Raw genomic sequence first — 25,786 nt, forward strand, 5'->3', positions numbered from 1 at the left:
GCCTTGGTATGCCGTTACCATACCAACTAGCTAATGGGACGCATGCTCATCTTTCACCGATAAATCTTTAATAGTGGTCTCATGCGAGACTGCTATACTATAAGGTATTAATCCAAATTTCTCTGGGCTATCCCTTTGTGAAAGGTAGATTGCATACGCGTTACGCACCCGTGCGCCGGTCTCATCATCCGAAAATGACTACCCCTCGACTTGCATGTGTTAAGCCTGCCGCTAGCGTTCATCCTGAGCCAGGATCAAACTCTTCATCGTATATTATGCGAAACAAATTGCTTTGTCTCTATTTATTTTTGACTGAAGGTCTAGTGGTTTTTTAAAATCTCTCAATTCTATTACTCTTATTCTTTTGTCTTAAGAATCTCTTCTCAAAACGGCTGTCAATTCAATATGTCTAGGAACGTGTCTTGTCTTTTTTTCTCGTTTCCTTAACCACTAATCGTGGCGCTGGAAGCGGGTGCAAAACTACAACTTCTTTTTAATCTCGCAAGCTTTTTTTAAAAAAATTTTTAGGAAATTTAATCTCCTTTTTTTTCTTAAATAAAACGTCTTTTTCAAACGTTTCTACTTACTCAATCTTTCTAAGAACTTGCTTAACTTTACTAACTCTGCTTGTTTTACCTTGCTTTGCGTAAACGTGTTTGCGGGTGCAAAAGTACCACCTTTATTGTGTTATTCAAGCTTTTTGAACCCCTTTTTTTTACTTTTTTTTAAGTTTTATTTTAACTTATTGAAAATCTGTATTTTGCAATGGAAGTTTTTTTATGCTATTCTAATTTTTGAAGAGAACAACTTATATTTCTCACAAAATTGACACTTTACCCAACTAATCTGCGATGATAACTCTTATATAAGAGACACGAGTAGTCATTATCTAAACAATGATAGCCTTCAAAAAACCATCTTTGTTTTAAACGATACCTTATCAAAGAAAAAAACAATACTATATAGGTAGCATGATTATCGTGATCTCTAGCTAACAAATACAAAACACCTTTATTACACTATATAGATGCAATTCCTAAGTTACTATACCACTACCGCCAATTTAAGAACTACTCCCCTAGCCCTGATAGCAGCAGAAATCCTACTGAGCCATGGTTTGGCGAAGTAGATTGTAGCGAATAGCAGGTTAAAGCTCCTAAATAAAAGAGATTTGAAAACAAAAAACAAGGCCAATAAAACCAACAGACTTGCCGCTGTAGAAGTAAAAAGAAATGGCGTTATAAAATTAACAACAATGACAGAGTACCATAAATTGAAGATCAAAATAGAAGAAATAAAAAAAGCCTTTCTTAAAAGAAAGGCTTTAACAATATTTGCGGTCTGGACGGGACTCGAACCCGCGACCCCCTGCGTGACAGGCAGGTATTCTAACCAACTGAACTACCAGACCCACTGCTCTATTGCGGTGGCAAAGATACAATAGAAGTCGGATTATGCAAGCACTTCTATCGTTTTTAATGTAAATTTTATCATGCAAGAATCAACTCATTGATTCTTAATACCCATTTTAGAAATTTTTTAATATAAAAAAAGCATCGTCTATAAAAAGCAGTAAAAATTAGCTACTAAAACAGCCAACAACGGAGAATACATTATTTCAAAAACCTCCTTAAATCAAAAAAGCCATCCACAATAAAGTGGAAAGCTTTTCATTGGTCTAACTACTAAACCCGGTCTCATTGCTTCCAACTCGACCAAACAACACAACTAATCTTAAAAACCTTATGGGGCAAAAAAGCCTTTCTTTAAAAGAAAGGCTTCCCCAATATCGCGGTCTGGACGGGACTCGAACCCGCGACCCCCTGCGTGACAGGCAGGTATTCTAACCAACTGAACTACCAGACCCACTGCTCTATTGCGGTGGCAAAGATACAACAGAATTCGAGTTACGCAACTATTTTTATTAAAAAAATAAAAAAATTTTAATAGCCATTAAGCAAAGTTTTGTTTCTCAGCTAAATAAGTTAATAAAATTTGTTCAAAATTCTCTCCAACTGCAACAGGAACATACTGAATTTGGTTTTGAGCGCAGCTTAAAGCAATCTTTTTAAAGAAGCTCTCTACTCCTTTCTCATATTGCTGTTTCACATTATCAGCAAAAACAGCAATTTCTTCTCCTGTTTCAATATCCACAAACTTTCTAGGCGCATTATCAAAGTCAAAACTCTGTTCGGTTTTTCTGTCAACTACATGAAACAACACCACTTTGTGCTTATTATGTTTTAAATGCTGCAAGGCAACAAATAAATCATCTTCATTATTGGACTGAAACATATCTGTAAACAAGATAATCATGGAGCGTCTATGAATTTTTTGTGCTATTTGATGCAAGTATGTAATGGTATCCGTATTTTTCTGTTTTCTAGCTGGAGTGATAAGATTCTCTAAAGTGTTCAAAAGCATTCTATGGTGACGATCACTGCCTTTTTCGGGTGCATAGTACTCATAAGTATCTGAGAAAACACTTAAACCAACAGCGTCACGTTGCTTTTTTAGTATATTCATCAATACAGCTGATGCCAATACAGAAAAACCTATTTTGCTTTCATAAAACTTTTGATTCGGTTTTAGTTCTGGATAATGCATCGACGAAGAATTATCGACGATAATATGGCAGCGCAGATTCGTTTCTTCTTCAAATCGCTTCGAATACAGACGATCCGTCTTTGCAAAAAGCTTCCAGTCAATATGCCTAGTACTTTCCCCTACATTATATACCTTATGTTCTGCAAATTCAGCCGAAAATCCATGAAAAGGGCTTTTGTGCATTCCTGAAATAAAACCTTCAACTACTTGATTGGCTAACAATTCAAGGTGCTGAAAACTAGAAATTTTCTCTATTTGTGATTCTATTTTCATTACTATTCCGTCTTTATTAATTGAGATCTATACAAATCATCAGTAGCTTGTAACAATTTCCTTTTCAATATAGGACTAAATTCTGGATTGTTCTTTAGAAATTCATTAACAGTGGCCAATGCATCTTCGGAGTAGTATTTACCAATACTATTAGCGAGCCAAGCTTTGGGAAAAAATATATCTCCAGTACGTTGAATTTCTGCTGTCATCTCTAAGCATTGCTTCAAATATTTTTTAGCATTATCCTGACGCAAAGGATGATGTACATTTGCTAATGCACTTTGTACCCAAGATTCCTTTTCTCTGTTTTCCTTTAATCTCAATGATTCCATAAAAACATCTCTTACGCTCTCATCATTCGATAACGAAGGCAATAAAAAATCAAATCTTTTAACCTTATCAGGATTTGTTATTGATGCTCTTGCCTTCTTAAGAACTTCCTCTGAGTTAGGATAGTTAAATAGCGCTAAACTCATCGCCATACTTGTAAAATCATCTTCGTTGAGTTTTAGATTCGTAATGACTAGCTCTTTATTCCACAACTGATAAAGCGTTTCTCGTCCTTCAGCTGAATATGCTATGTTTTGAAACAAACTAAATAAAGTTTTCTTCACGTTGGAAGGCAGGTCCTGCTGCATCCTGTCAAGCAGTAGCGCTTCCATTTTATACTGGCCGACTAATTGTTGCTTTTCAGTAAGAAAACTCCAATATAACGAATTCAACTGCCCAACCAACAATTTCACAATCAACTCATTTTTTTCGACAGAAAGTCCTTTTAAACAACCATCAAAAGCTTTCTGCGGAGCAATAGTAGCGGTTAATGTATTTTCATATAGATTAATATAACTATAAGCACGTGTAACATCATCTTTAATTGATGCGATTGACTCTAGATCGTTGTGATCTATTGGGAATACACCGTAGCCGTAACCATTGTAATTGTAAATAATTGAAAGTGGTTTTGAAAGTCCTACAACTTCTTTAAACTTGGTCAGCTCACCTTCCACAGCTATTTTAAATACCTTGATAGTATCAGGATACACCAAAGCAATTTCAAATAACTGAGGCCAGACCTTACTGGATCCATCTTCTGCATGTTGACGAATTTCAAATTTTTGTATATTCCCCTTACCGTCATAAGTAATGGCATCATTAAAGATCGCTCTTCCCGACTGGTTTACCCATACAGCACTCCACTTCTTTAGATCGACAGCTGTTTCAGCATCTAAAATATCCACTAAGTTTGGCCAGCTAGCATTATCGTTTGCGTATTTATGAATGTATTTTTGAATTCCTCTTTTAAAAGCTCCTTCCCCCATCGTTGCTTCTAACTGTCTCATCATAATAGGTGCCTTATGGTATATTATTCCGCCATAAAGTGATCCTGCATTTTTGAGATTAGACAGTTCCTGACGAATAGCATGAGTTCCTTTAGTACGGTCTTCATCATAAGCAGCTGGATAATGTGCCGTAAGAAACTGTAAGTTATGATTGGTTTTAGGAAATGCTGGATTCATTATTTTATCGGCCATGAAATTAGCAAATACCTCTTTCATCCAGACATCATCAAACCATTTCATCGTTACCAAATCCCCAAACCACATATGGGAAGTCTCGTGAGCAATTAACTTCCCTCTGTTTAGATATTCACTATCTGTAGCGCTATTATCTAAAAAAAGTGTTCCTTCCTTATACTGTATCGCACCTACATGTTCCATCCCTCCATATTGAAAAACAGGGATGGCGGCAAAATCCATTTTTTTAAATGGAAACGGATAATTAGTATATCCCTCTAGAAAAGTAATAGCTTGGCGGTGCAAATCAAATATAGGTGCGGTACTTGCTTTTATTTTTTCATCATTGTTTTCTCGATACAACATTTTCATAGGGAAGCCAGCCAGTGTTTGCGAAGAACTTTGAAAGTCTCCTGCAACAAACGAAAACAAATAAGTGCTCATGGAATCCGATTGCTCAAATTGATAGCTTATAAAATCACCTTCTTTTATCTGTTTAGTTACTTCACTTGCGGCTAATACTTGCCATTGTTTAGGTGCTTTGATCAAAAGCGTATACTTAGCTTTGATGTCGGGCTGATCGAAACAAGGAAATAATGTGCTTGCTCTATCTGGGACTAGTAAAGTATATAAAAAATCATCATTCCTATTCAAAGATAAATTACCAGCAATAAAACGGATTTCAATTTTATTTTGACCTTTTTGCAAGTATTCTTTAGCAATGATTAAATGCTCTCTTTCATGTTCAATTGAAATCTGACGTCCATTTACAGCAACTGCCTTTAGGTTTTCTTTATTTTCATTAAAATCTAAATATAAAGGTTCTGTTAGATTGTTAATTTTAACTTCCAGCGTAAGGTTTGACTGAATAGGAAGTTCTTTTTCCCTTGGTATATCAAATGAAAGCGCATAATGGACATCGGAAATTTGACTTTTTCTAAAGATAGCCAGCTCCTTAGAAATACCTGGTTCTAACAAATTAGATTTCTTTAAAGATTGACAGGAAACCAGTAGAGACACTACACTTAGCAAATAGATTATGATTTTCATTCAATACATGGATTACTATGGGTTAAAAATAAAAAAAAGGTTTGACTTACATCAAACCTTTTTAACCTGAATTGCTCCAGATTTTATATAAATTATAATCTTACGATTACAACAAAGCGTCTAAACTATCTGCATAAGTTTGCTTAGGAGCAACTCCTACTTGCTTACCTACTACTTCACCGTTATGAAAAACTAAAACTGTTGGGATGTTTCTCACTCCGTATTTTGCAGCAAATTCTTGGTTTGCATCTACATCAACTTTACCTACTACAACTTTACCGTCATATTCAGCACTTAATTCGTCGATGATTGGTCCAACCATTCTACAAGGCCCGCACCATGCTGCCCAAAAATCTACCATTACTGGTTTATCTGATTTCAATACTACTTCTTCAAAAGTAGCGTCTGTTATTGCTAATGCCATAATATCTTTTTTTAATGTTTAAAGTTTTAACCATTTTTAAAACTAGATTACAAATTTAGAAATTAAAAACAAATTGAACACTATACCTGAATTAGTTTTGATTATAAATGTATCGTAAATAACTATTAAAAAAATCTAAAATTGGCATTTCAAGACTCATTTTAAGGAGCTAATCCTGCTTTTCGCTATATCTTTTTATCAGGAATTTCATTTAATAGCATTTAAAAGAGTGCAAGATAAAAAGGATGCCGCTACAATCAGGGCTAGGAAATTTGCTATCTTACAAATAATGATAAAAAAAAAGACCCTCTTTTCAGAAGGTCTTTATATAATTCGTAATTAGATTATAGATTGTATTTCAACCCTAAAGTTAATCCTAAACCACTAATTCCAACATAAGAACTCAATTCGTCCATTGGTTTTGTTGAGTCAACTCCATTCGGATTTGTCATTGAGTTGTTAGAATTTACATCTAAACGATCCACGTAGTTTGTGTTTATCTGTGCATTCGATCTTGTAGCTAAAGCATCTTGACCATTTTGAGTAAATGAGGTAGTTTCTTTAGTTTTTCCATGTACAGTAAAATTGCGGTATTCTAATTCTGCAAATGCTGAAATGTTTTTACCTAACTTATATGAAGAACCTAAAGTTGCCATAAACCCTAAAGTTGGATTTGGCTTTACTTTATCAATACTACGAACCGCTACCGTTGCAGGACTTGCAACTCCTGTTGGAGCAATTGCATCAGTTGTGATTTCTAAATCTCCGTGAACAGGTACAATAACCCCTACTTTTGAATATGGTTCAAAACCATTTTTTTCTCCTAAAAACAATACTAAAGCCGGTGCTAAATCAAATGCCGTAATCTGACCTACTGACTTAAAATTATAAACTGGCTTACCGTTAGATACAAAAATTTGATCTGTTGTTGTTTGAGCCATAGTTTTATCGCTACTTTTATAGTAGTTCACTCCCATTTCAACACCAACTCTTGTATTAAATCTGTACCCTGCAGTTAAACCTGTTCTAAAACCTTCTCCAAAAGATCCAGTTACACTTTCTTCTGAAACTAACTTTCCACCAACATAAGTCCTATTCAAAGGCAAATTTCCTCCCACTGTAGGAAACTCAGTTGCTGCTGTTTGTCCAAAATACGATGCACCTAGTTTAAAATACCAGCTTTCATTTTTAGTGTCTTCTTTTGATTGCCCTAACATTGTCATTGAGCAAGCCATCATCCCTAAAATTAGTAGGTTCTTTTTCATAATAATTTATTTTCTAAAAATTTTTATAGTTAATTCAGTTACTACAAACTTAAATAATTTTAAATAATGCTTTCAAATTTTGCTCTAGAAATGTGAACAAAAAACTAAAATAATATGCACGCATATAAATATCAGTTAGTTACAAAAATAGTTAATACGTTCTCGAATGGATTAAACCAGAAAAAATCATAAAAAAACCTCGTTTTTACAATAAAAACGAGGTTTTTCAAACGTTATAGTCGGCTAGTTTGAACTAAAGTATTTACATTTATAGTACTATTACTTAAATGCGAATGCTAGTTTAATTTAAAATTGATTTGCATTTTTTCTAATTCAAATAATAATTCATTAGAGATTTTAATCTTTAACCTCCTACTAGGCATGGTTAATTTTGTGACCACTTTAATTTCTTCTACTTCAGATACACTTACTACATCGGTAGCATCTGCATTTTCCTCTGTCTCGTCACTAAAGTTTTCATCATCTACTTCTAAAACTGATCGGCTTTCGACTAATTTTTTTATTTTTTCTAATTCCATGATTTCAAAGCTAACCTGATTGTCTCCTTTGTTTTCTTGAAAAAGATGACTTAATCTATGGATAAACTCTGTCTGTAAATCGTTAATATTAAGCAGTACTACTAACTTCTTTGCAAAGGAGTCCAGTACATCTTGTAAATATTGCACTAGCATAAACTGTATTCTAGGATCACTTTTCTTTCCAGTATCTTGGTTTACCCAGCCTTCTTTAACTAGAACTTTCATAAAGGTAAAGTTGTTTTGAATGAAAAAATGCCTGAATTTAAGATACTCTTCTCCAAAAATCTTAAACTCATAACTTTCATCATAACCTTCTAACGTAAATATCCCCCAGCCTTTTCCATTTTTGGCCACTCGGTGCTGTACATTATTGATGATTCCACCAAAAGTTAGATTTTTACCCACATGTTGATCTAGGTTTTTTAATGCTTCTAACTTTGCATTACAAAAATATTTCATTTCGAATTTGTAATCATCCAGTGGGTGTCCAGAAATGTAAATCCCGACTACTTCCTTCTCTTTGGCTAATTTTTCCATTGTACTCCAGTCTTCACAGGGTGGCACAACAGGTTCTTCAATTTGAACATCACTAGACTCTCCAAACAAACTTACTTGAGAGGAATTTTCATTTTCCTGAAATTTAGCACCATACTTAATCGCTTTCTCATAAAAGGTAATTCCGTCCCCTTCGTCATGGAAATATTGAGAACGCAAGGTCCCTTCAAAGGAGTCAAAACCTCCTGCAAGAATTAGGTTTTCCAAAGCCTTTTTATTCGCAGCACGCAAATCAATGCGCTTTGTTAAATCAAATACCGACTTGTACTTACCGTCTTTCCTATTTTCTACAATAGTATTTACTGCTCCTTGTCCTACTCCTTTAATAGCTCCCATTCCAAAACGGACTGCATAATCATCATTTACCGTAAATTTATAAAAGGATTCATTTACGTCAGGGCCTAGTACTTGTAATCCCATACGTTTACATTCCTCCATAAAAAAAGTAACCTGCTTAATATCACTCATATTATTAGAAAGTACTGCAGCCATATATTCTGCTGGGTAATGTGCTTTCAAATAAGCTGTTTGATAAGCAATCCAGGCATAGCAAGTAGAGTGCGATTTATTAAAGGCATAACTTGCAAATGCTTCCCAGTCCTTCCAAATTTTTTCTAACACTACGGCATCATGACCTTTGGCAGCTGCTTGTTCAACAAACTTTGGTTTCATTTTGTCTAGAACCTCTTTTTGTTTTTTACCCATCGCTTTACGCAAGACATCAGCTTCACCTTTAGTAAAATCAGCCAACGATTGCGACAAAAGCATCACCTGCTCCTGGTAAACTGTAATCCCGTAAGTTTCTCCTAGATATTCTTCACAGGCATCTAAATCGTATTTTATTTCCTCTTCGCCATTTTTTCTTCGAACAAAAGATGGGATATACTCTAAAGGTCCTGGACGATAAAGTGCATTCATCGCAATTAAATCCCCAAAGACTGTTGGCTTCAAGTCCTTCATGTACTTTTGCATACCGGGTGATTCATATTGAAAGATACCTACCGTTTCCCCACGTTGAAAAAGTTCATAGGTTTTTACATCATCAATAGGAAACTCATCTGGATTCAGATCAATATTGTTTCTATATTTTACCAGCTTTACTGTGTCTTTTATTAAGGTAAGGGTCTTTAAACCCAAAAAGTCCATTTTTAATAATCCAGCACTTTCGGCAACGGAGTTATCAAATTGGGTAACGTATAAATCAGAATCTTTAGCTGTGGTTACCGGAACGAAGTTTGTAATATCTGATGGTGTAATAATCACTCCACAAGCATGAATACCCGTGTTACGCATTGAACCCTCCAGAATTTTAGCCTGCTGAATGGTTTCTCCCGCTAACTCATCTGAATTTGCTATGGCAATCAGCTCTTTTACATTATCAAATTCGTCTGATCGCAATGCTTTTTTGACATCTTCTTCCTTTTCAGAAATGAATCGAGCCAGATTCCACTTAGAAGGCATCATTCCTGGTATCAATTTGGCAATTCTATCCGCCTCAAATAAGGGTAAATCCAATACACGAGCTGTATCACGAATTGCCGACTTGGTAGCCATCTTACCATAAGTGATAATCTGTGCTACTTGGTTTGCACCATATTTTTTAATTACATAGTCCATAACTCGACCACGGCCTTCATCATCAAAGTCAATATCAATATCGGGCATGGATACACGATCCGGATTCAAGAAACGCTCAAAAAGCAGGTCGTATTTAATAGGGTCAATATTGGTAATTTTCAAGCAGTAGGCAACAGCAGATCCTGCAGCAGATCCACGGCCGGGCCCTACAGACACATCCATTTCTCTAGCCTTAGCAATGAAATCCTGTACAATTAAGAAATATCCTGGATATCCAGAATTAGATATGGTCAATAACTCAAAGTCCAAACGTTCTTGAATGGCAGGTGTAATTTCGCCATAACGTTTTTGAGCCCCAACCATCGTAAGGTGTCTCAAATAGGCATTTTCCCCTCTTACTCCATTGTCTACCTCATCTTCTGGATTTACAAATTCTTCCGGAATATCATATTTAGGAAGCAATACATCACGGTATAGTGAATAAATTTCGACCTTATCAATAATTTCTTGAATGTTAATAATGGCATCTGGCAAATCAGCAAAGAGTTTTTTCATCTCCTCGCCAGATTTGTAATAATATTCTTGATTAGGTAAACCATAGCGGTAGCCACGACCACGACCTATAGGTGTAGCTTGCTTTTCTCCATCTTTTACACACAGTAAAATATCATGCGCATTAGCATCTTCTTTATTTAAATAGTAGGTATTATTAGATGCAATCAGTTTTACATCGTGCTTTCTAGCAAATTCAATCAAGGTTTTATTCACCCTGTTCTCATCTTCTTGATTGTGGCGCATGATTTCCAGATAAAAATCCGCTCCAAATTGTGCTTTCCACCATACCATTGCTTCTTCGGCTTGGTTTTCACCAAGGTTCAAAATCTTTCCTGGAATCTCTCCATACAAGTTTCCAGAGAGCACCATAATGTCCTCTTTGTACTGTTCGATTATCTTTTTATCAATTCTAGGCACATAATAAAATCCATTAATATTAGCAATGGAAGACATTTTAGCTAGATTATGATAGCCTTTTTTATTTTTGGCCAATAACACCACTTGGTAACCATTATCTTTTTTGGTTTTATCCAAATGGTTTTCACAAATATTAAACTCGCAACCTACAATAGGTTTAATTTCTGTTTCAGTAGGTTCTTCTCCACTTTCAACTAGTGTTTTGTTTTTGGCGGAAGCTGATTTATTATGATTCATAACCGCACTCACAAAATGGAAGGCTCCCATCATGTTAGCGGTATCCGTCATAGCAACTGCTGGAAAACCATTTTTGGCGGTAGCCGAAACCAAAGGTCCAATACCAATAGTAGACTGTAAAACCGAAAATTGTGTGTGATTGTGCAGGTGTGCAAATTTGGCCTCAGCCAACACTTTTTTATTCTCTAAAAGTTCGCCTTTAGAAATCCCACTGCTTTCCTTTTCCCCAAACTGCTGACGAATTCTATCAGAAGCTTGTTTTAAGTTGATGTGTTTTAATCCAATAAGTTGAATTTCTCTTGGATTTTTATTTTGGAATTCCTGAAAATAACTTGCAGGAACATCTAATTCTTCTTTTGTAAAACGCTCTCTACGAATTAATTCTAAAAAACAACGTGTAGTTGCCTCCACATCGGCAGTAGCGTTATGAGCTTCTGAGAAAGGTTTATTAAATAAATACTGGTGTAGCTCCGTAAGCGTAGGTAATTTAAATTTTCCTCCACGACCTCCAGGTAGTTGCAGTAGCTTAGCCGTTATCTCAGTACAAGTGTCTAAAACGGGCATAGAAGCCATAGGTGATTCCATACCCATACGGTGCAGTTCAGCACCCATAATTTTCACATCAAATCCTAGATTTTGACCTACAATAAATTTTGCCCTCCCTAAAGCAGCATTAAATTTTTCCAAAACTTCAGCAAGTGAAATTCCCTCAGCAGCAGCAAGCTCAGTTGAAATTCCGTGAATTCGCTCCGCGTCATACGGAATATTAAAACCATCTGGCTGAACCAAATAATCTTGATGCTCGAGGAGTTTTCCCATATCATCATGTAACTGCCAAGCAATCTGTATACAACGTGGCCAGTTGTCTGAGTCGGTTATGGGCGCATCCCAACGCTTAGGTAATCCTGTAGTTTCGGTATCGAATATTAAATACATAGCTGTAAATGAAGTGATTGTAATTTTAAAAAACTACTGAAAATGAAATTCAAATTTAGGCTTTTTTTAGCTAAAAAATAAGCCCTAAAATAGACATTAACATAAATAGTATGAATTATAAATTAGAACGAACAACGCTTAACTGAATATGCTATAATTCCTAAAAAGGAAAGTTAAAAGGAAAACATTATCGCCTGATTAAATTTTTGGATGTCGTATTTTCGACTTATAAAAATAGCATTCAAATTGAAATTATTTTGGTCTAAAGCCAGTCAGAAATCTTCAAATAAAGTAATGTGATGATGATTAAAATTATAGCTTTTATTGCATAATTCCCAATAGAATAGTTTTGTTATTGTGCAATCAACACATTCAATGCCTTATAAAGCAGTAAAGCCATTAAATTAATAATGTTGCTTCTTTCGTTTTAAATTCAATAGCTAAAAATTTAAACAGTATTCAAGATAAATTATTATACAACTGTAAAGGAACATCATTTAAAAAAGAAGCTCCTAGCTGTCTAAAACAATTTTGGGCATCGTATAAAACAGAATATAGTAATTGACGCTTTGTAAGCATTATTTAAATTTGCTCTCCTATTATAAGTGACCACAATTACTGGCTTTATAAAATTACAATTAAAAAATATTAAAATGAGTAAGACATTATTTGACAAAGTATGGGACGCACATGTTGTACGTAAAATTGAAGATGGACCAGATGTATTTTTTATTGACCGTCATTTCATTCACGAAGTAACAAGTCCTGTTGCTTTTTTAGGTTTAAAAACTAGAGGTATTTCTGTGTTATATCCAGAACGTACTTTTGCTACTGCAGATCATAATACACCCACAATAAATCAACACTTACCTGTTGAAGATGCTTTATCAGCTAATCAACTAAAGGCTTTAGAAGATAATGCCGCTGAATACGGAATTTCGCACTGGGGACTAGGTCATGCAAAAAATGGAATCGTTCACGTGGTAGGTCCTGAAAACGGAATTACTTTACCTGGAGCAACTATTGTTTGTGGTGATTCACATACTTCTACACATGGTGCTTTTGGAGCTATTGCCTTTGGAATTGGTACTTCAGAGGTCGAAATGGTTTTGGCTACGCAGTGTATTATGCAACCTAAACCAAAAAAAATGCGCATTAATGTCAATGGAACACTTAGCAAAGGCGTAGGCCCTAAAGATGTTGCTTTATACATTATTTCTCAGTTAACGACATCAGGAGGAACTGGTTATTTTGCTGAATACGCTGGAAATGTATTTGAAGACATGTCCATGGAAGGCCGTATGACTGTGTGTAACCTTTCTATCGAAATGGGTGCTCGAGGTGGTATGATTGCTCCAGATCAAAAAACATTTGACTTTCTTGAAGGTAGATTATATGCTCCCAAAGGAGATGACTGGACTAAAGCAGTGGCTTATTGGAAAACATTAAAAACTGATGCTGACGCTGTTTTTGATGCCGAATTAAATATCGACGCCGCAGATATCGAACCGATGATTACTTATGGAACAAATCCAGGTATGGGAATTGGTATCTCAAAAAATATTCCAAATGCAAGTCAAGTTCAAGGTGGTGCTGAAACCTATAAAAAATCACTTGCCTATATGGGTTTTGAAGAAGATGATGTCATGATAGGAAAACCTATTGATTTCGTTTTCTTAGGAAGTTGTACTAATGGGCGTATCGAGGACTTTAGAGCTTTTACTGAAATTGTGAAAGGCCGTAAAAAAGCGGATAACGTGACCGCTTGGTTAGTTCCTGGATCACATGTTGTTGAAGCGCAAATTAAAGAAGAAGGTTTGTTAGATATACTTACTGAGTCGGGATTTGTATTGCGACAACCAGGATGTTCAGCTTGTTTAGCGATGAATGATGACAAAGTACCAGCTAGCAAATATGCAGTAAGTACCTCCAATAGAAATTTTGAAGGACGTCAAGGTCCTGGATCAAGAACATTGTTAGCGTCACCAATTATGGCAGCAGCTGCCGCCGTTACAGGAAAATTGACAGATCCTCGAGATTTATTTTAGAAAAGCTGTTAGCTTTTGACTATTATTAATTGGCAAAAACCATATAATGAATAACAGAAACTAACTAAGGAGAGACTAAAAAAATTACAATTTTTAGTAAGATGACATCCATTAGCAATGATTATTTACAATCTGACTAAGCCATTTCCAAAAGAGGAATTATTAAGGCTGACAAGTTTACAGATAAAATAACTATTCTTAGAAAACAGCTACGAAAATTAATAGAAAAATTAAAATAGGCTACTAGACTTTAGTTGATGGCACAGCGCCAAAAGCTATAAGCCAAAAGCAATAAAAACATGGCATACGATAAATTTAATATACTTACCAGTAGTGCAGTGCCACTACCTATAGAAAACGTAGATACTGATCAAATCATCCCAGCTCGTTTCTTGAAAGCAACAAAACGAGAAGGTTTTGGAGACAACCTTTTTAGAGATTGGAGATATAATGGTGATAATACTCCAAAAAATGATTTCGTTTTAAATAATCCAACCTATTCAGGAAAAATCTTGGTAGGAGGAAAAAACTTTGGCTCAGGTTCGTCGCGTGAACATGCTGCTTGGGCTGTTTACGATTACGGATTTCGTGCTGTAGTCTCCAGTTTCTTTGCTGATATTTTCAAAGGAAACTGTTTGAATATTGGGGTATTACCCGTTCAAGTAAGCCCTGAATTTGCTAAAAATATTTTTGAAGCAATTGAAGCCGACCCCAATACCGAACTCGAAATTAATTTACCAGAACAAACAATTACGTTGAAAGCTACTGGTGAAAAAGAATCATTTGACATCAACGGCTACAAAAAAAACAATATGTTAAACGGTTTTGATGATATAGATTACTTACAAAACATTAAAAATGACATTGTAACTTTTGCTGAAAAGCAATTGATATAAACTTAAGCTACCGTTAGTAATAAGTAATAAGGCAACTTATCTATTTTTTTTTGAATGAGAATTGAACCCAGTACAATTAATGATTTTGATCGCATTTTTGAATTTTACGATATGGCTATTGCGTATCAAAAAACCAAATTTAATAAACATTGGTTGGGCTTTGATCAGCTTTTAGTTCGACAAGAAATTGCGGAAACCAGACAATGGAAAATTGTAATTGATGATAAAATAGCCTGTGTTTTTGCGATAACTTTTGAAGATGCCAGTATTTGGAAAGAGAAAAATAGTGACAAAGCGGTTTACTTTCATCGCATTGTTACACATCCTGATTTCAGAGGACATCACTTTGTAAAAAAAATTGTTGCTTGGGGATTGGCTTTCGCCAAAGAAAAAAAACTTGATTACTTACGAATGGACACTTGGGGAGATAATGACCAATTGATTGCGTATTACCAGCAGTGCGGATTTGACTTTTTAGGAATTATAACACCTGATTACAGTGGCTTACCAAAACATTATGCAGGCATAACCCTGAGTTTGTTTGAAATAAAAACAGAATACTAGTTGCGCAATAGAGTTTAAAACAAACCTATTGGCTTAGAAAAGAAATAATGGAGAAAAGAAAAATTGAAATAATGGACACGACGCTTCGTGATGGTGAACAAACATCAGGAGTGTCTTTCTCTGCTGCAGAAAAACTGACTATTGCCCAATTATTACTAGAGGAATTAAGCGTAGACCGAATAGAAATTGCTTCGGCGCGTGTTAGTGAAGGAGAATTTCAAGGTGTAAAAGGTATCATGGCTTGGGCCCAAGAGAAAGGATATACAGACCGTATCGAAGTGTTAACTTTTGTAGATGGTGGATTGTCTATTGAATGGATGAAAAAAGCGGGAGCGAAAGTTCAAAATTTATTAACCAAAGGTTCAATGAATCATTTGAAACACCAGTTAAAAAAAACACCTGAACAGCATTTTAGCGAAATTGCTCAAACTATAACTCTCGCCAAAGAAAACGACATTGCTACTAATGTCTACTTAGAGGACTGGAGTAACGGAATGCGTAATTCACCCGAATATGTTTTTCAGTTTTTAGATTTTTTAGTAAATCAAGGTGTTAAACGAATTTTATTACCAGATACTTTAGGAGTCTTAATTCCGTCTGACACTTATCAATTTGTTTCACAAATAACCTCAAAATATCCTAACATTCATTTTGATTTCCATGCTCACAACGATTATGACTTGAGTATTGCTAATGTGATGGAAGCTTTAAAAGCAGGAATTAAAGGACTACATGTTACAGTAAACGGAATGGGAGAACGCGCTGGAAACGCACCTCTTGAAAGTACAGTTGCTGTCATTAATGATTTCATGCCTGAGATAGCAATCAATGTAAAGGAGTCTTCCTTATACTCGGTGAGTAAATTAGTCGAAACTTTTACAGGCTATAGAATCCCTGCAAACAAACCAATTGTAGGTGATAATGTTTTTACACAAACGGCAGGTATTCATGCTGATGGTGATAATAAAAACAATTTGTATTTTAATGATTTACTTCCAGAACGTTTTGGAAGAAAAAGGCAATATGCTTTAGGAAAAACTTCGGGTAAAGCAAACATTGAAAAGAACCTACAGGAGTTAGGACTCAAACTAAATCAAGAAGATTTAAAACTCGTTACGCAACGAATCATTGAATTAGGAGATAAAAAAGAAACAGTAACTAAAGAAGACTTACCTTATATCATATCAGACGTGTTGCACAGTCAAATTTTTGAAGAAAAAATTGTAGTAGAGTCTTATATTTTATCTCATGCTAAAGGAATGCGCCCTTCAACTACACTATCGTTAAGAATCGACGGAGAGTTGATTGAAGAACATGCGCAAGGTGACGGACAGTTTGATGCCTTTATGAACGCATTAGGTAAAATTTACAAAAGCAAAAACTTAGAACTTCCTAAATTAATTGATTACGCTGTTCGTATTCCTCCAGGAAGTAGCTCAGATGCTTTATGCGAAACAGTAATTACTTGGACCAATAATGGCAAAGAATTTAAAACTAGGGGTCTTGATTCAGACCAAACTGTAGCTGCAATTGTAGCCACACAAAAAATGTTGAATGTGGAGTGAGCCTCTTCCCAGCCCTCTCAAATGTGAAGGGAGCCAATGTGGATAAAAATAGTTTAGAATAGACTACATAATTACAAAATAAAAACAATTACAACCCAATTCTCAGACACCCAGTCTCCTCCTCCTTCGGAGGGAGACGGGGGGGAGGAAAACAAAAACAATTATGAAATTAAACATAGCACTTTTAGCCGGAGACGGAATAGGACCAGAAGTAATCAATGAAGCAGTAAAAGTTTCGGATGCCATTGCTAAAAAATTTAATCATGAAATCACTTGGACACCAGCACTTACAGGTGCTTGTGCAATTGATGCCGTAGGAGTTCCCTATCCAGATGAAACACACGAAATATGTATGGCAGCTGATGCTGTTTTATTTGGTGCTATTGGTCATCCAAAATACGACAATGACCCTACTGCTCCTGTGAGACCAGAACAGGGATTATTATTGATGCGTAAAAAACTAGGCTTGTTTGCTAATGTACGACCAACCTTTACCTTCCCTTCTTTGATTGATAATTCACCATTAAAAAGAGAACGCATTGAAGGAACTGATTTAGTATTCTTAAGGGAGCTAACGGGCGGAATTTACTTTGGCGAAAAAGGAAGAAGAGACGGTGGAGAAACCGCTTTTGATAACTGTGTATACACCAGAGCAGAAGTGCAGCGTTTAGCTAAAAAAGGATTTGAACTAGCAATGACACGATCTAAAAAATTGTGTTGTGTGGATAAAGCCAATGTTTTAGAAACTTCACGTTTATGGAGAGAAACGGTACAAGCAATGGAAAAAGACTATCCTGAAGTAAATGTTAGTTATGAATTTGTTGATGCCGTTGCCATGCGACTGGTGCAATGGCCAAACTCTTATGATGTATTAATCACAGAAAACTTATTTGGTGATATTTTAACTGATGAAGCTTCGGTGATATCAGGATCAATGGGATTAATGCCTTCAGCCTCTGTTGGTGAACACACTTCTTTATACGAGCCTATTCATGGATCGTACCCACAGGCAACTGGTCTCAACATTGCAAATCCCTTAGCAACAGTATTATCAGCAGCTATGATGTTTGAAGATGCTTTTGGTTTAACCGAAGAAGCAGCTGCAATCAGAGCAGTAGTAAATAAATCATTAGAGCAAGGAATTGTTACTGAAGATTTAGTAGCCAAAGGCGCCACCGCATATAAAACAAGTGATGTAGGAGACTGGTTAGTCGCTAATTTGTAGTAGTTATAAAATAGAAAAAGGGGACAATTTACATTGTCCCCTTTTTTTATAGTTGTAAAAAAGAATATTAATATCCTCCTCTGTTTCCACCACCACGGTTATCTCCACCACGGCTGTTTCCACCATAACCACCACGAGAGTCTCCTCCACGGTTGTTATTAAAACTTCTTCTTTCTCCTTCTGGTTTTGGTTCAGATTTGTTAACCACAATTGCACGTCCTTGAACAGTCGCTCCGTTCAATTCGTCAATAGCTTTTTGAGCATCGTCATCATTTGGCATCTCAACAAAACCAAATCCTTTACTTCTTCCTGTAAATTTATCCGTGATAATTTTAACTGAATCAACTGCTCCGTAAGCCTCGAAAGACTCTCTTAAATCTGCTTCCTCAATACTGAATGGAAGGCTTCCAACAAAAATATTCATATGTACTTATTTATAATAATTGCAACAAATGTACTCTTATTTTTTTCTAATACACTATAAATTAGCTTATTTATGATTTTATTTTGATTTCAAAAAGAAATCTAGGACTTATCCAGCTATTAAAAAGAATCTTAATCGCTTATATTAAAACTATTGCACTGCTGGAGTCACAGCTACTTTATAGAAAACCCCTTGTTGAAAATTTAATATAGGACCAGCCAATGGATCATCGTACGTATTTTCAGCATTAAACTTAAAAGTTCCAATTATAGTGTTATTAACAGTATCGTATTTAGTAATCACGATTTGCCCATTACCCACATCAGCTCCTGTAGCAAAACTAATGGTTGCATTTCCCTCTGTCTTTACATAGTTAACTGAATCGTCGTCATTAACACCTAGTAAATAGGTTTGCGCTGCGCTTGAAGTTGTTTTTAATGTAATGATCTCTGTACCCGAAAAACCTTGAATAATTAAACTTCCATCTAAAGCTACGGTGGCTTTAGAGTCAATAGCACGCCAGAAAACATTATCCTTTACACCTTGAAAAGAAGGATTGTTAAACGTCACCTCTTCTGTACAAGATATAACGGAAAAGAGTACAACAATTAAAAGAAGTAGTTTTTTCATAAAACACATCGTTTTGAACAAACAAAAGTATGACTTTAAAGCGAAACAATTAGATTTGACAGCACAAAATCAGCTCTAAAAAAGCTTAAAACACTTAAAATCATATTAATAACCAATAGTTAGCATTTTAAAATAAAAATATTATCTTTGCACCCTTAATTAATAGAGGTCGAGTACCTCAAAATTTAATCATATAGATTATGTCAGTAAAAATTAGATTACAAAGACACGGTAAAAAAGGAAAACCTTTTTACTGGGTTGTAGCAGCAGATGCTCGCTCAAAAAGAGATGGTAAATACTTAGAGAAAATCGGTACTTACAATCCAAACACAAACCCAGCAACTATCGACTTAAACCTTGATAGTGCAGTTAAATGGTTACACAATGGTGCACAACCAACTGATACTGCTAAAGCAATTCTTTCTTACAAAGGAGCTTTATTGAAGCATCACCTTGATGGTGGTATTCGTAAAGGTGCTTTAACGCAAGAACAAGCTGATGCAAAATTAGCTGCTTGGTTAGAAGCAAAATCTGGATCTGTTGATGCTAAGAAAGATGGTTTATCAAAAGCGCAAGCTGATGTTAAAGCAAAAGCTTTCAAAGCAGAACAAGAAGTAAACGCAAAACGTTTAGCTGCTGCCGCACAAGCAGAAGCGGATGCTATTGCTGCTGCTACTCCAGCTGAAGAAGTTGAAGCATCTACTGAAGAGGCTCCTGCTGCTGAAGAAAACAACGAAGAAACTCAAGCATAATTTTAGAAGCGAAGATGCGTAAAGAAGATTGTTTCTATTTAGGCAAAATCGCCAAAAAATTTAGTTTTAAAGGAGAAGTTCTTGCCTATTTAGACACGGACGAACCTGAGTTATACGAAAACTTGGAATCAGTGTTTGTTGAATGCAACAAACACTTGGTTCCTTTTTTTATTCAAAACAGCTCACTTCACAAGAACGACTTTCTTAGAATTCGTTTTGAAGATGTTAGCACAGAAGAGGAGGCTGATGCTATTATTGGCAATGACCTTTACCTTCCCTTAAAAATGTTACCAAAACTTTCTGGTAATAAATTCTATTTTCACGAAGTAATTGGTTTTGAAATAGAAGACAAACGTCTTGGTTTTGTAGGAGAAATTCAATCTATAAATGATACTACAGCCCAACCTTTATTTGAAGTTTTAAAAGACGACATTGAAATCCTTATTCCTATGATTGATCATTTCTTGGTTAAGATAGACCGAGAAAACAAAAAAGTTATCATGGACTTACCAGAAGGCTTAATCGAAATGTATTTGTAAAAAGTTTTAATCGGTTAGTTGTTTAATCGTTTAATCGAAAAAACTCTATTCTTCATGTCAAAATTTCAATTTAAACAATTTTCCATAGATCAGGATCGTTGCGCCATGAAAGTTGGTACTGATGGCGTTTTACTAGGTGCATGGACGCCAATCACCAACAATCCCTTTAGCATTTTAGATATTGGATCAGGAACTGGAATAATTGCGTTAATGCTTGCACAAAGAAGTAACGCCGACCAGATTGAAGCTTTAGAAATTGACGAAGAAGCTTATGAGCAGTCAGTTGAGAATTTTGAAAACTCACCTTGGAGCGATCGCCTGTTTTGCTTTCATGCTGGTTTAGATGAATTTATCGAAGAACCAGAAGACGAGTACGATTTGATTGTTTCTAATCCTCCTTTTTATAACGAAGATTACAAAACAGAAAGCCAACAAAGAGATTTAGCACGTTTTCAAGACGCCATGCCTTTTGAAGATTTACTTGAAGCTGCAGATTTATTATTATCGGAAAACGGAATATTCACCGTAATAATTCCTTTTAAAGAAGAAGAAAATTTCTTGGCTTTAGCCAAAGAATACGAATTATACCCTTTAAAAATAACACGCGTCAAAGGAACGCCTACTTCAGAAATCAAACGCAGTTTATTGGCTTTTAGCCGAAATGAAAATAGTGATTTCCCAATGGACGAATTGGTAATAGAAACCAATCGTCACATTTATACTCCCGAATACATCACACTGACTAAGGATTTTTATTTGAAAATGTAGCACCTAATACAAAGGCACTATATTACAAGCACATTTATTTGTTTGATTTTAACATAAATTACAACTAAGATGCCAAAGCTAACCAAATTGCATCTTCCTTTGTAGTAAGATCTTGCTTTATTAAAAAAATTAATGCCTTTTTTTAAAGCCTTAATTATTTATCTTCTTTCACTGCACTGCATTACGTGTTCTTTTCAAACCAATACTTCTCCTTTTACGATTAACTTTTTTAAGATTTGAAAAATTAAATAAGTATTCACCGTAGATGATTTCCCGTTTATTTACATATTCATGTCTGTCTATCATTGTTGCATATTCATTTGGAGAACATTCTCCAGATTTCACATACTTCACTAAAACTTTTTTAAAATAGGGATAATATTCTGGCACATTTCCCCCCATGTGACTCAAAAATGTCAACATCGGCATAAACACACCATCATTTCCTGTCAAACCAATTTTTTGAGGTGATGGAAAACCATAATTCTCTATCGTCCACTTAAGAAGTTTGGCATTTATTCGATCATTTTTCACCATAGTCAAAGAATCTGAACGTCCATCTTGCTGGTCACGAATAAAAGCTACAGAAAAAGAATCGATTAGTCGTTTATTCATATTGATTTTACTACTCGCTATTTTTTGCTCAACACTTAAACTGTCTATACCATACTTTGCACAAATAGGAAACAATGTCTTGTAATGTTCGTTATAAGGAGCTACTAAATCGAGTAGTTTATACAAGCTTTTCTTTTCTCCAAAGTTTTTGCCGTACTTGTCAGCATAAACAATGTAGGTTTCATATTTGCTGAAAGCAAAATTACTCTTGGGCGGATAATATTTTTCAAATAGTTTATCGTAGCGTTTTATAAAAGCAATTGTATCATGATCAGCCTTAAATTTTTTATCAATGCTGTTTGCTTTATTGTAATAGGCAATGTAGCCATTACAAGATGAGGCAAGAAAACTCAATAACGCAAGGAAAACAGCAGTAAAAAGAAATGATCTCATAGTTTTATGGTTTTGTTGTGAATAGATTAACCTTTCAAGAGAATCAAAAATACCACTTTTCACTTCATAATTAATTATTAATTAAATAATTACACAAAACATCGTCTCCGCCAATTAGAATAATGTATTGAAAAATGATATATAAAAAGAAAATAGAATTGTGAAACTATAATTTAAAACATAGTTGTTATTTTAAAAATTAATTCAATTTCCTATTAGTTGTAAAAAAATATAACAAATTATAATGCTTTTGTTATATTTCTTTATGTAAATTTGTTCCTGAAAATCTTTAAAAAACAAGCCATCTTTAGCTACAGCAGAATAGAAAAGATAGCAAACCACATACTATTACTAAACCTAAAAAGCGTCCTATGAAACCAGATTTATTTCAAGCTCCAGATTATTATAACTTAGACGATTTATTAACAGACGAACATAAATTAGTGCGTGATTCTGCACGTGCTTGGGTAAAGAAAGAAGTTTCTCCAATCATTGAGGAATATGCTCAGAGAGCAGAATTTCCTAAACAAATTATCAAAGGCCTTGGTGAAATTGGTGGTTTTGGCCCTTATATTCCAGAGGAATATGGTGGCGCTGGACTTGACCAAATCTCTTATGGATTAATCATGCAAGAAATTGAGCGTGGTGATTCTGGAGTACGTTCTACATCGTCAGTGCAATCTTCATTAGTTATGTATCCCATTTGGAAATACGGAAATGAAGAACAAAGAATGAAATACCTTCCTAAATTAGCTACCGGAGAATTTATGGGATGTTTTGGTTTGACAGAGCCAGATCACGGTTCTGATCCAGGTAGTATGATCACCAATTTTAAAGATATGGGTGACCATTATCTATTAAATGGTGCCAAAATGTGGATTTCAAATGCACCATTTGCAGATATTGCAGTTGTATGGGCAAAAAATGAAGAAGGAAGAATACACGGTTTGATTGTAGAGCGTGGTATGGAAGGATTCTCCACTCCAGAAACTCACAACAAATGGTCTTTGCGTGCCTCATCAACAGGAGAACTCATTTTTGATAACGTAAAAATTCCTAAAGAAAATTTATTACCTAATAAATCTGGATTAGGAGCACCACTTGGCTGTTTGGATTCAGCACGTTATGGAATTGCTTGGGGAGCTATTGGAGCTGCGATGGACTGCTACGACACAGCCTTGCGTTATGCTAAAGAACGTGTACAATTTGACAAACCTATAGCAGGTACCCAATTACAACAAAAGAAATTAGCGGAGATGATTACTGAAATCACTAAAGCACAATTATTAACTTGGAGATTAGGTGTTCTAAGAAACGAAGGAAGAGCGACAACTGCTCAAATTTCTATGGCAAAAAGAAATAATGTAGACATGGCTATTCACATAGCTCGTGAAGCGAGACAAATATTAGGCGGAATGGGAATTACTGGTGAGTATTCGATCATGCGCCATATGATGAACTTAGAGTCGGTTATTACTTATGAAGGAACACATGATATCCATTTGCTAATTACAGGTATGGATATTACTGGAATCCCAGCCTTCAAATAAATAATTCTTTTACTCGAAATTGTTATAGATAACTTATAATAGCAGCCATTATACATACTATTTTTATGGCACCTAAATCTAAAATCAGTTTAAATTCGTATATAAAAGCACAAGAGACTTTGTAGTTCTGATGCTAAACAGCTATTAAAGAATTAATAAAATTGATTACAAAAGCTTCTTGGAAACAAGAAGCTTTTTTATATTTACCACAAAAATAATTTAGTATGAATATCCAGCATATCAACAACCAAATTCAGCCTCAAAAAGATGCGTTGTTGCAACATCCGCTTTACAAAAAAGTAAAAACAATTGAAGACTTACAATGTTTTTTAGAAAATCATGTTTATGCCGTTTGGGATTTCATGTCATTATTAAAAGCATTGCAAGCTAAATTAACGTGTACGACCACGCCATGGTTTGCCACAAAAAATCCTGAAACAAGGTATTTAATAAACGAAATCGTTCTTGCTGAAGAATCAGATTTGACTATTGATGGCCGTCGTCAAAGTCATTATGAAATGTACATTGAAGCAATGAAAGATTGTGGCGCTGATACAACTGCCATTGAAAGCTTTCTAGGAGAAATCAATTCCCTACAAAACATCTTTGTTGCCATTAAAATAAGTAATCTACATCCCAATATTAAAGCATTTCTTGACTTTACCTTTAGAGTAATAGAAGAAGGAAAACCGCATGAAATCGCTGCTGCATTTACCTTTGGTAGAGAAGATTTAATTCCGAGTATGTTTACCGAAATTCTAAAGAACTTCCAAGAGAACTTCCCGAATACAGATTTAAGCAAATTAATTTACTATTTTGAAAGACATATTGAATTAGATGCTGATGAGCACGGCCCTATGGCTATGCAGATGATTACTGAATTATGCGAAGATGACGCTCAGAAATGGCTTGAAGTGGAAGAAATTTCAAGACTCGCATTAGACAAACGTATCGGTCTGTGGGATGCTATCGAAGAACATATTAGTTCAAAAGTTGCACTTGCCTAAAACCAATAACTACTAATTACCGTAACTATTATAAGGATAAAAATTTCGACATTATGAAGAAACAAATCAAAATAATAGTTGCGGTATTTACAGCTCTTATGTTTTCTTATTGCAGTAGTGAAAGCCAGGTAGTAGAGAATGATGTAAAACCAATACCCAGTCAAAACACAACAGCTTCACCAGTAGAAGCCATTCCTTATATACCCACTAAAGACTTTCCAATTAAATATTTGGCTCTTGGTGATAGTTATACCATAGGACAAAGTGTATGTGAGAGCTGCAAATTTCCAGAACAACTCACATTGCGCTTAAAAAATGTCAATACCGCTAATAATTACAACTTGAAGGTTATAGCACAAACAGGCTGGACTACGAGTAATTTACTATCAGCTATTGAGAATCAAAAACCAGAAGCAACATTTGATCTTGTTACACTACTAATAGGTGTCAACAATCAATATCAAAATAAAGCATTTTCCATTTACGAAAAAGAGTTTCCTGAATTGCTAACGAAGAGCATTGGTTTTGCTAAAGGAGATAAATCGAGAGTTATTGTAGTATCTATTCCTGATTATACATATACGCCTTACGGCCAAGGATCAGGAAAATCATCAATAATAAGTGCCGAAATAGACCAATATAACGCCTTTGCTAAAAAATATTGTACTGACAATAATATACAATTCATAACTATTACCGCTATTACTAGACAGGGATTACAAAATACAAATCTAGTTGCACAAGATGGACTTCATCCTTCTGAAGCTGCCTATAAACTGTTTGTAAATCTAATTGCTCCCAAAGCAGCGGTAATAATAAACAAATAAAAAAGCGCTTTCTTCACAGAAAGCGCTTTACTA

Annotated in this window: 19 protein-coding genes, 2 tRNA genes and 1 rRNA gene; 11 read left to right on the forward strand and 11 right to left on the reverse strand. The window is 35.1% G+C overall.

Features of this window, described 5'->3' with window-relative positions:
• The 8 genes from ACEN2K_RS00005 to dnaE all read right to left on the reverse strand — a co-directional run.
• A 16S ribosomal RNA gene (locus tag ACEN2K_RS00005) occupies positions 1-270 on the reverse strand; the annotation flags it as partial.
• Positions 271-1,337: 1,067 nt separating this feature from the next.
• Positions 1,338-1,411: transfer RNA gene (locus ACEN2K_RS00010), tRNA-Asp, on the reverse strand.
• Positions 1,412-1,792: 381 nt separating this feature from the next.
• Positions 1,793-1,866 (reverse strand) — tRNA-Asp (locus tag ACEN2K_RS00015).
• 87 nt (positions 1,867-1,953) lie between these two features.
• Positions 1,954-2,880, reverse strand: a complete 927-nt coding sequence (locus ACEN2K_RS00020; RefSeq protein WP_441757262.1) for a DUF58 domain-containing protein — start codon at positions 2,878-2,880, stop codon at positions 1,954-1,956.
• A 2-nt stretch (positions 2,881-2,882) separates the two neighbouring features.
• Entirely contained in the window at positions 2,883-5,444 is a 2,562-nt protein-coding gene (locus tag ACEN2K_RS00025) for a M1 family metallopeptidase (protein WP_441757263.1), read from the reverse strand.
• Positions 5,445-5,550: 106 nt separating this feature from the next.
• Positions 5,551-5,868 (reverse strand): thioredoxin, encoded by a 318-nt coding sequence (trxA, locus tag ACEN2K_RS00030; protein WP_099713717.1) that lies wholly within the window; start codon positions 5,866-5,868, stop codon positions 5,551-5,553.
• 344 nt (positions 5,869-6,212) lie between these two features.
• Positions 6,213-7,133 (reverse strand): outer membrane beta-barrel protein, encoded by a 921-nt coding sequence (locus ACEN2K_RS00035; protein WP_441757264.1) that lies wholly within the window; start codon positions 7,131-7,133, stop codon positions 6,213-6,215.
• A 296-nt stretch (positions 7,134-7,429) separates the two neighbouring features.
• Complete coding sequence (dnaE, locus tag ACEN2K_RS00040; RefSeq protein ID WP_441757265.1) at positions 7,430-11,950, reverse strand: DNA polymerase III subunit alpha; 4,521 nt, start codon at positions 11,948-11,950, stop codon at positions 7,430-7,432.
• Positions 11,951-12,603: 653 nt separating this feature from the next.
• Between dnaE and leuC the strand changes: the two genes are divergently transcribed.
• The 5 genes from leuC (at position 12,604) to leuB (ending at position 18,248) form a co-directional block, all read left to right on the forward strand.
• Positions 12,604-13,998, forward strand: coding sequence for a 3-isopropylmalate dehydratase large subunit (gene leuC / locus ACEN2K_RS00045; protein WP_441757266.1), 1,395 nt, complete (start codon positions 12,604-12,606; stop codon positions 13,996-13,998).
• Positions 13,999-14,297: 299 nt separating this feature from the next.
• Complete coding sequence (gene leuD / locus ACEN2K_RS00050) at positions 14,298-14,894, forward strand: 3-isopropylmalate dehydratase small subunit (RefSeq protein WP_441757267.1); 597 nt, start codon at positions 14,298-14,300, stop codon at positions 14,892-14,894.
• A 54-nt stretch (positions 14,895-14,948) separates the two neighbouring features.
• On the forward strand, positions 14,949-15,458 hold the full coding sequence (locus ACEN2K_RS00055) for a GNAT family N-acetyltransferase (protein ID WP_441757268.1): 510 nt from the start codon (positions 14,949-14,951) through the stop codon (positions 15,456-15,458).
• Between the two features lie 47 nt (positions 15,459-15,505).
• Positions 15,506-17,023 carry an alpha-isopropylmalate synthase regulatory domain-containing protein gene (locus ACEN2K_RS00060; RefSeq protein ID WP_441757269.1) on the forward strand — a complete coding sequence of 506 codons (1,518 nt, stop codon included), beginning with the start codon at positions 15,506-15,508 and terminating at the stop codon, positions 17,021-17,023.
• Between the two features lie 163 nt (positions 17,024-17,186).
• Positions 17,187-18,248 carry a 3-isopropylmalate dehydrogenase gene (gene leuB, locus ACEN2K_RS00065; RefSeq protein ID WP_441757270.1) on the forward strand — a complete coding sequence of 354 codons (1,062 nt, stop codon included), beginning with the start codon at positions 17,187-17,189 and terminating at the stop codon, positions 18,246-18,248.
• A gap of 67 nt (positions 18,249-18,315) precedes the next feature.
• Here leuB and ACEN2K_RS00070 read toward each other — a convergent pair whose 3' ends face one another.
• Together ACEN2K_RS00070 and ACEN2K_RS00075 are read right to left on the reverse strand one after the other, a co-directional pair.
• Positions 18,316-18,672, reverse strand: a complete 357-nt coding sequence (locus ACEN2K_RS00070) for an RNA recognition motif domain-containing protein (protein ID WP_026707763.1) — start codon at positions 18,670-18,672, stop codon at positions 18,316-18,318.
• Between the two features lie 150 nt (positions 18,673-18,822).
• Positions 18,823-19,302 carry a DUF6252 family protein gene (locus ACEN2K_RS00075; RefSeq protein ID WP_441757271.1) on the reverse strand — a complete coding sequence of 160 codons (480 nt, stop codon included), beginning with the start codon at positions 19,300-19,302 and terminating at the stop codon, positions 18,823-18,825.
• Positions 19,303-19,502: 200 nt separating this feature from the next.
• On the opposite strand from ACEN2K_RS00075, the gene ACEN2K_RS00080 reads away from it, so the two are divergent.
• Genes ACEN2K_RS00080 through ACEN2K_RS00090 form a run of 3 tightly spaced genes read left to right on the forward strand, consistent with a single transcriptional unit; the run spans position 19,503 to position 21,361 of the window.
• Positions 19,503-20,054 carry a 30S ribosomal protein S16 gene (locus tag ACEN2K_RS00080; protein ID WP_441757272.1) on the forward strand — a complete coding sequence of 184 codons (552 nt, stop codon included), beginning with the start codon at positions 19,503-19,505 and terminating at the stop codon, positions 20,052-20,054.
• Positions 20,055-20,068: 14 nt separating this feature from the next.
• Entirely contained in the window at positions 20,069-20,593 is a 525-nt protein-coding gene (gene rimM / locus ACEN2K_RS00085) for a ribosome maturation factor RimM (RefSeq protein WP_441757273.1), read from the forward strand.
• 54 nt (positions 20,594-20,647) lie between these two features.
• Entirely contained in the window at positions 20,648-21,361 is a 714-nt protein-coding gene (locus ACEN2K_RS00090) for a tRNA1(Val) (adenine(37)-N6)-methyltransferase (protein WP_441757274.1), read from the forward strand.
• Between the two features lie 168 nt (positions 21,362-21,529).
• Here the strand turns inward: ACEN2K_RS00090 and ACEN2K_RS00095 are convergent, their stop codons facing one another.
• A complete protein-coding gene (locus tag ACEN2K_RS00095) occupies positions 21,530-22,369 on the reverse strand; it encodes a hypothetical protein (protein ID WP_441757275.1) in 840 nt (279 codons plus the stop codon).
• A 371-nt stretch (positions 22,370-22,740) separates the two neighbouring features.
• Here ACEN2K_RS00095 and ACEN2K_RS00100 point away from each other — a divergent pair, with 371 nt between their 5' ends.
• The 3 genes from ACEN2K_RS00100 (at position 22,741) to ACEN2K_RS00110 (ending at position 25,753) form a co-directional block, all read left to right on the forward strand.
• On the forward strand, positions 22,741-23,919 hold the full coding sequence (locus ACEN2K_RS00100) for an acyl-CoA dehydrogenase family protein (protein WP_441757276.1): 1,179 nt from the start codon (positions 22,741-22,743) through the stop codon (positions 23,917-23,919).
• A gap of 224 nt (positions 23,920-24,143) precedes the next feature.
• Positions 24,144-24,926 carry a DUF3050 domain-containing protein gene (locus ACEN2K_RS00105; protein WP_441757277.1) on the forward strand — a complete coding sequence of 261 codons (783 nt, stop codon included), beginning with the start codon at positions 24,144-24,146 and terminating at the stop codon, positions 24,924-24,926.
• Between the two features lie 53 nt (positions 24,927-24,979).
• Complete coding sequence (locus tag ACEN2K_RS00110; RefSeq protein ID WP_441757278.1) at positions 24,980-25,753, forward strand: SGNH/GDSL hydrolase family protein; 774 nt, start codon at positions 24,980-24,982, stop codon at positions 25,751-25,753.
• The last annotated feature ends 33 nt before the right edge of the window (positions 25,754-25,786 follow it).

It is taken from the genome of Flavobacterium sp. W21_SRS_FM3 (genome assembly GCF_052113625.1).
Lineage (GTDB): Bacteria > Bacteroidota > Bacteroidia > Flavobacteriales > Flavobacteriaceae > Flavobacterium.

Coding starts and splice junctions, on each gene's coding strand:
- ACEN2K_RS00020 (WP_441757262.1), bottom strand. CDS start 2,880: ATGAAAATAGAATCACAAATAGAGAAAATTTCTAGTTTTCAGCACCTT.
- ACEN2K_RS00025 (WP_441757263.1), bottom strand. CDS start 5,444: ATGAAAATCATAATCTATTTGCTAAGTGTAGTGTCTCTACTGGTTTCC.
- trxA (WP_099713717.1), bottom strand. CDS start 5,868: ATGGCATTAGCAATAACAGACGCTACTTTTGAAGAAGTAGTATTGAAA.
- ACEN2K_RS00035 (WP_441757264.1), bottom strand. CDS start 7,133: ATGAAAAAGAACCTACTAATTTTAGGGATGATGGCTTGCTCAATGACA.
- dnaE (WP_441757265.1), bottom strand. CDS start 11,950: ATGTATTTAATATTCGATACCGAAACTACAGGATTACCTAAGCGTTGG.
- leuC (WP_441757266.1), top strand. CDS start 12,604: ATGAGTAAGACATTATTTGACAAAGTATGGGACGCACATGTTGTACGT.
- leuD (WP_441757267.1), top strand. CDS start 14,298: ATGGCATACGATAAATTTAATATACTTACCAGTAGTGCAGTGCCACTA.
- ACEN2K_RS00055 (WP_441757268.1), top strand. CDS start 14,949: ATGAGAATTGAACCCAGTACAATTAATGATTTTGATCGCATTTTTGAA.
- ACEN2K_RS00060 (WP_441757269.1), top strand. CDS start 15,506: ATGGAGAAAAGAAAAATTGAAATAATGGACACGACGCTTCGTGATGGT.
- leuB (WP_441757270.1), top strand. CDS start 17,187: ATGAAATTAAACATAGCACTTTTAGCCGGAGACGGAATAGGACCAGAA.
- ACEN2K_RS00070 (WP_026707763.1), bottom strand. CDS start 18,672: ATGAATATTTTTGTTGGAAGCCTTCCATTCAGTATTGAGGAAGCAGAT.
- ACEN2K_RS00075 (WP_441757271.1), bottom strand. CDS start 19,302: ATGAAAAAACTACTTCTTTTAATTGTTGTACTCTTTTCCGTTATATCT.
- ACEN2K_RS00080 (WP_441757272.1), top strand. CDS start 19,503: ATGTCAGTAAAAATTAGATTACAAAGACACGGTAAAAAAGGAAAACCT.
- rimM (WP_441757273.1), top strand. CDS start 20,069: ATGCGTAAAGAAGATTGTTTCTATTTAGGCAAAATCGCCAAAAAATTT.
- ACEN2K_RS00090 (WP_441757274.1), top strand. CDS start 20,648: ATGTCAAAATTTCAATTTAAACAATTTTCCATAGATCAGGATCGTTGC.
- ACEN2K_RS00095 (WP_441757275.1), bottom strand. CDS start 22,369: ATGAGATCATTTCTTTTTACTGCTGTTTTCCTTGCGTTATTGAGTTTT.
- ACEN2K_RS00100 (WP_441757276.1), top strand. CDS start 22,741: ATGAAACCAGATTTATTTCAAGCTCCAGATTATTATAACTTAGACGAT.
- ACEN2K_RS00105 (WP_441757277.1), top strand. CDS start 24,144: ATGAATATCCAGCATATCAACAACCAAATTCAGCCTCAAAAAGATGCG.
- ACEN2K_RS00110 (WP_441757278.1), top strand. CDS start 24,980: ATGAAGAAACAAATCAAAATAATAGTTGCGGTATTTACAGCTCTTATG.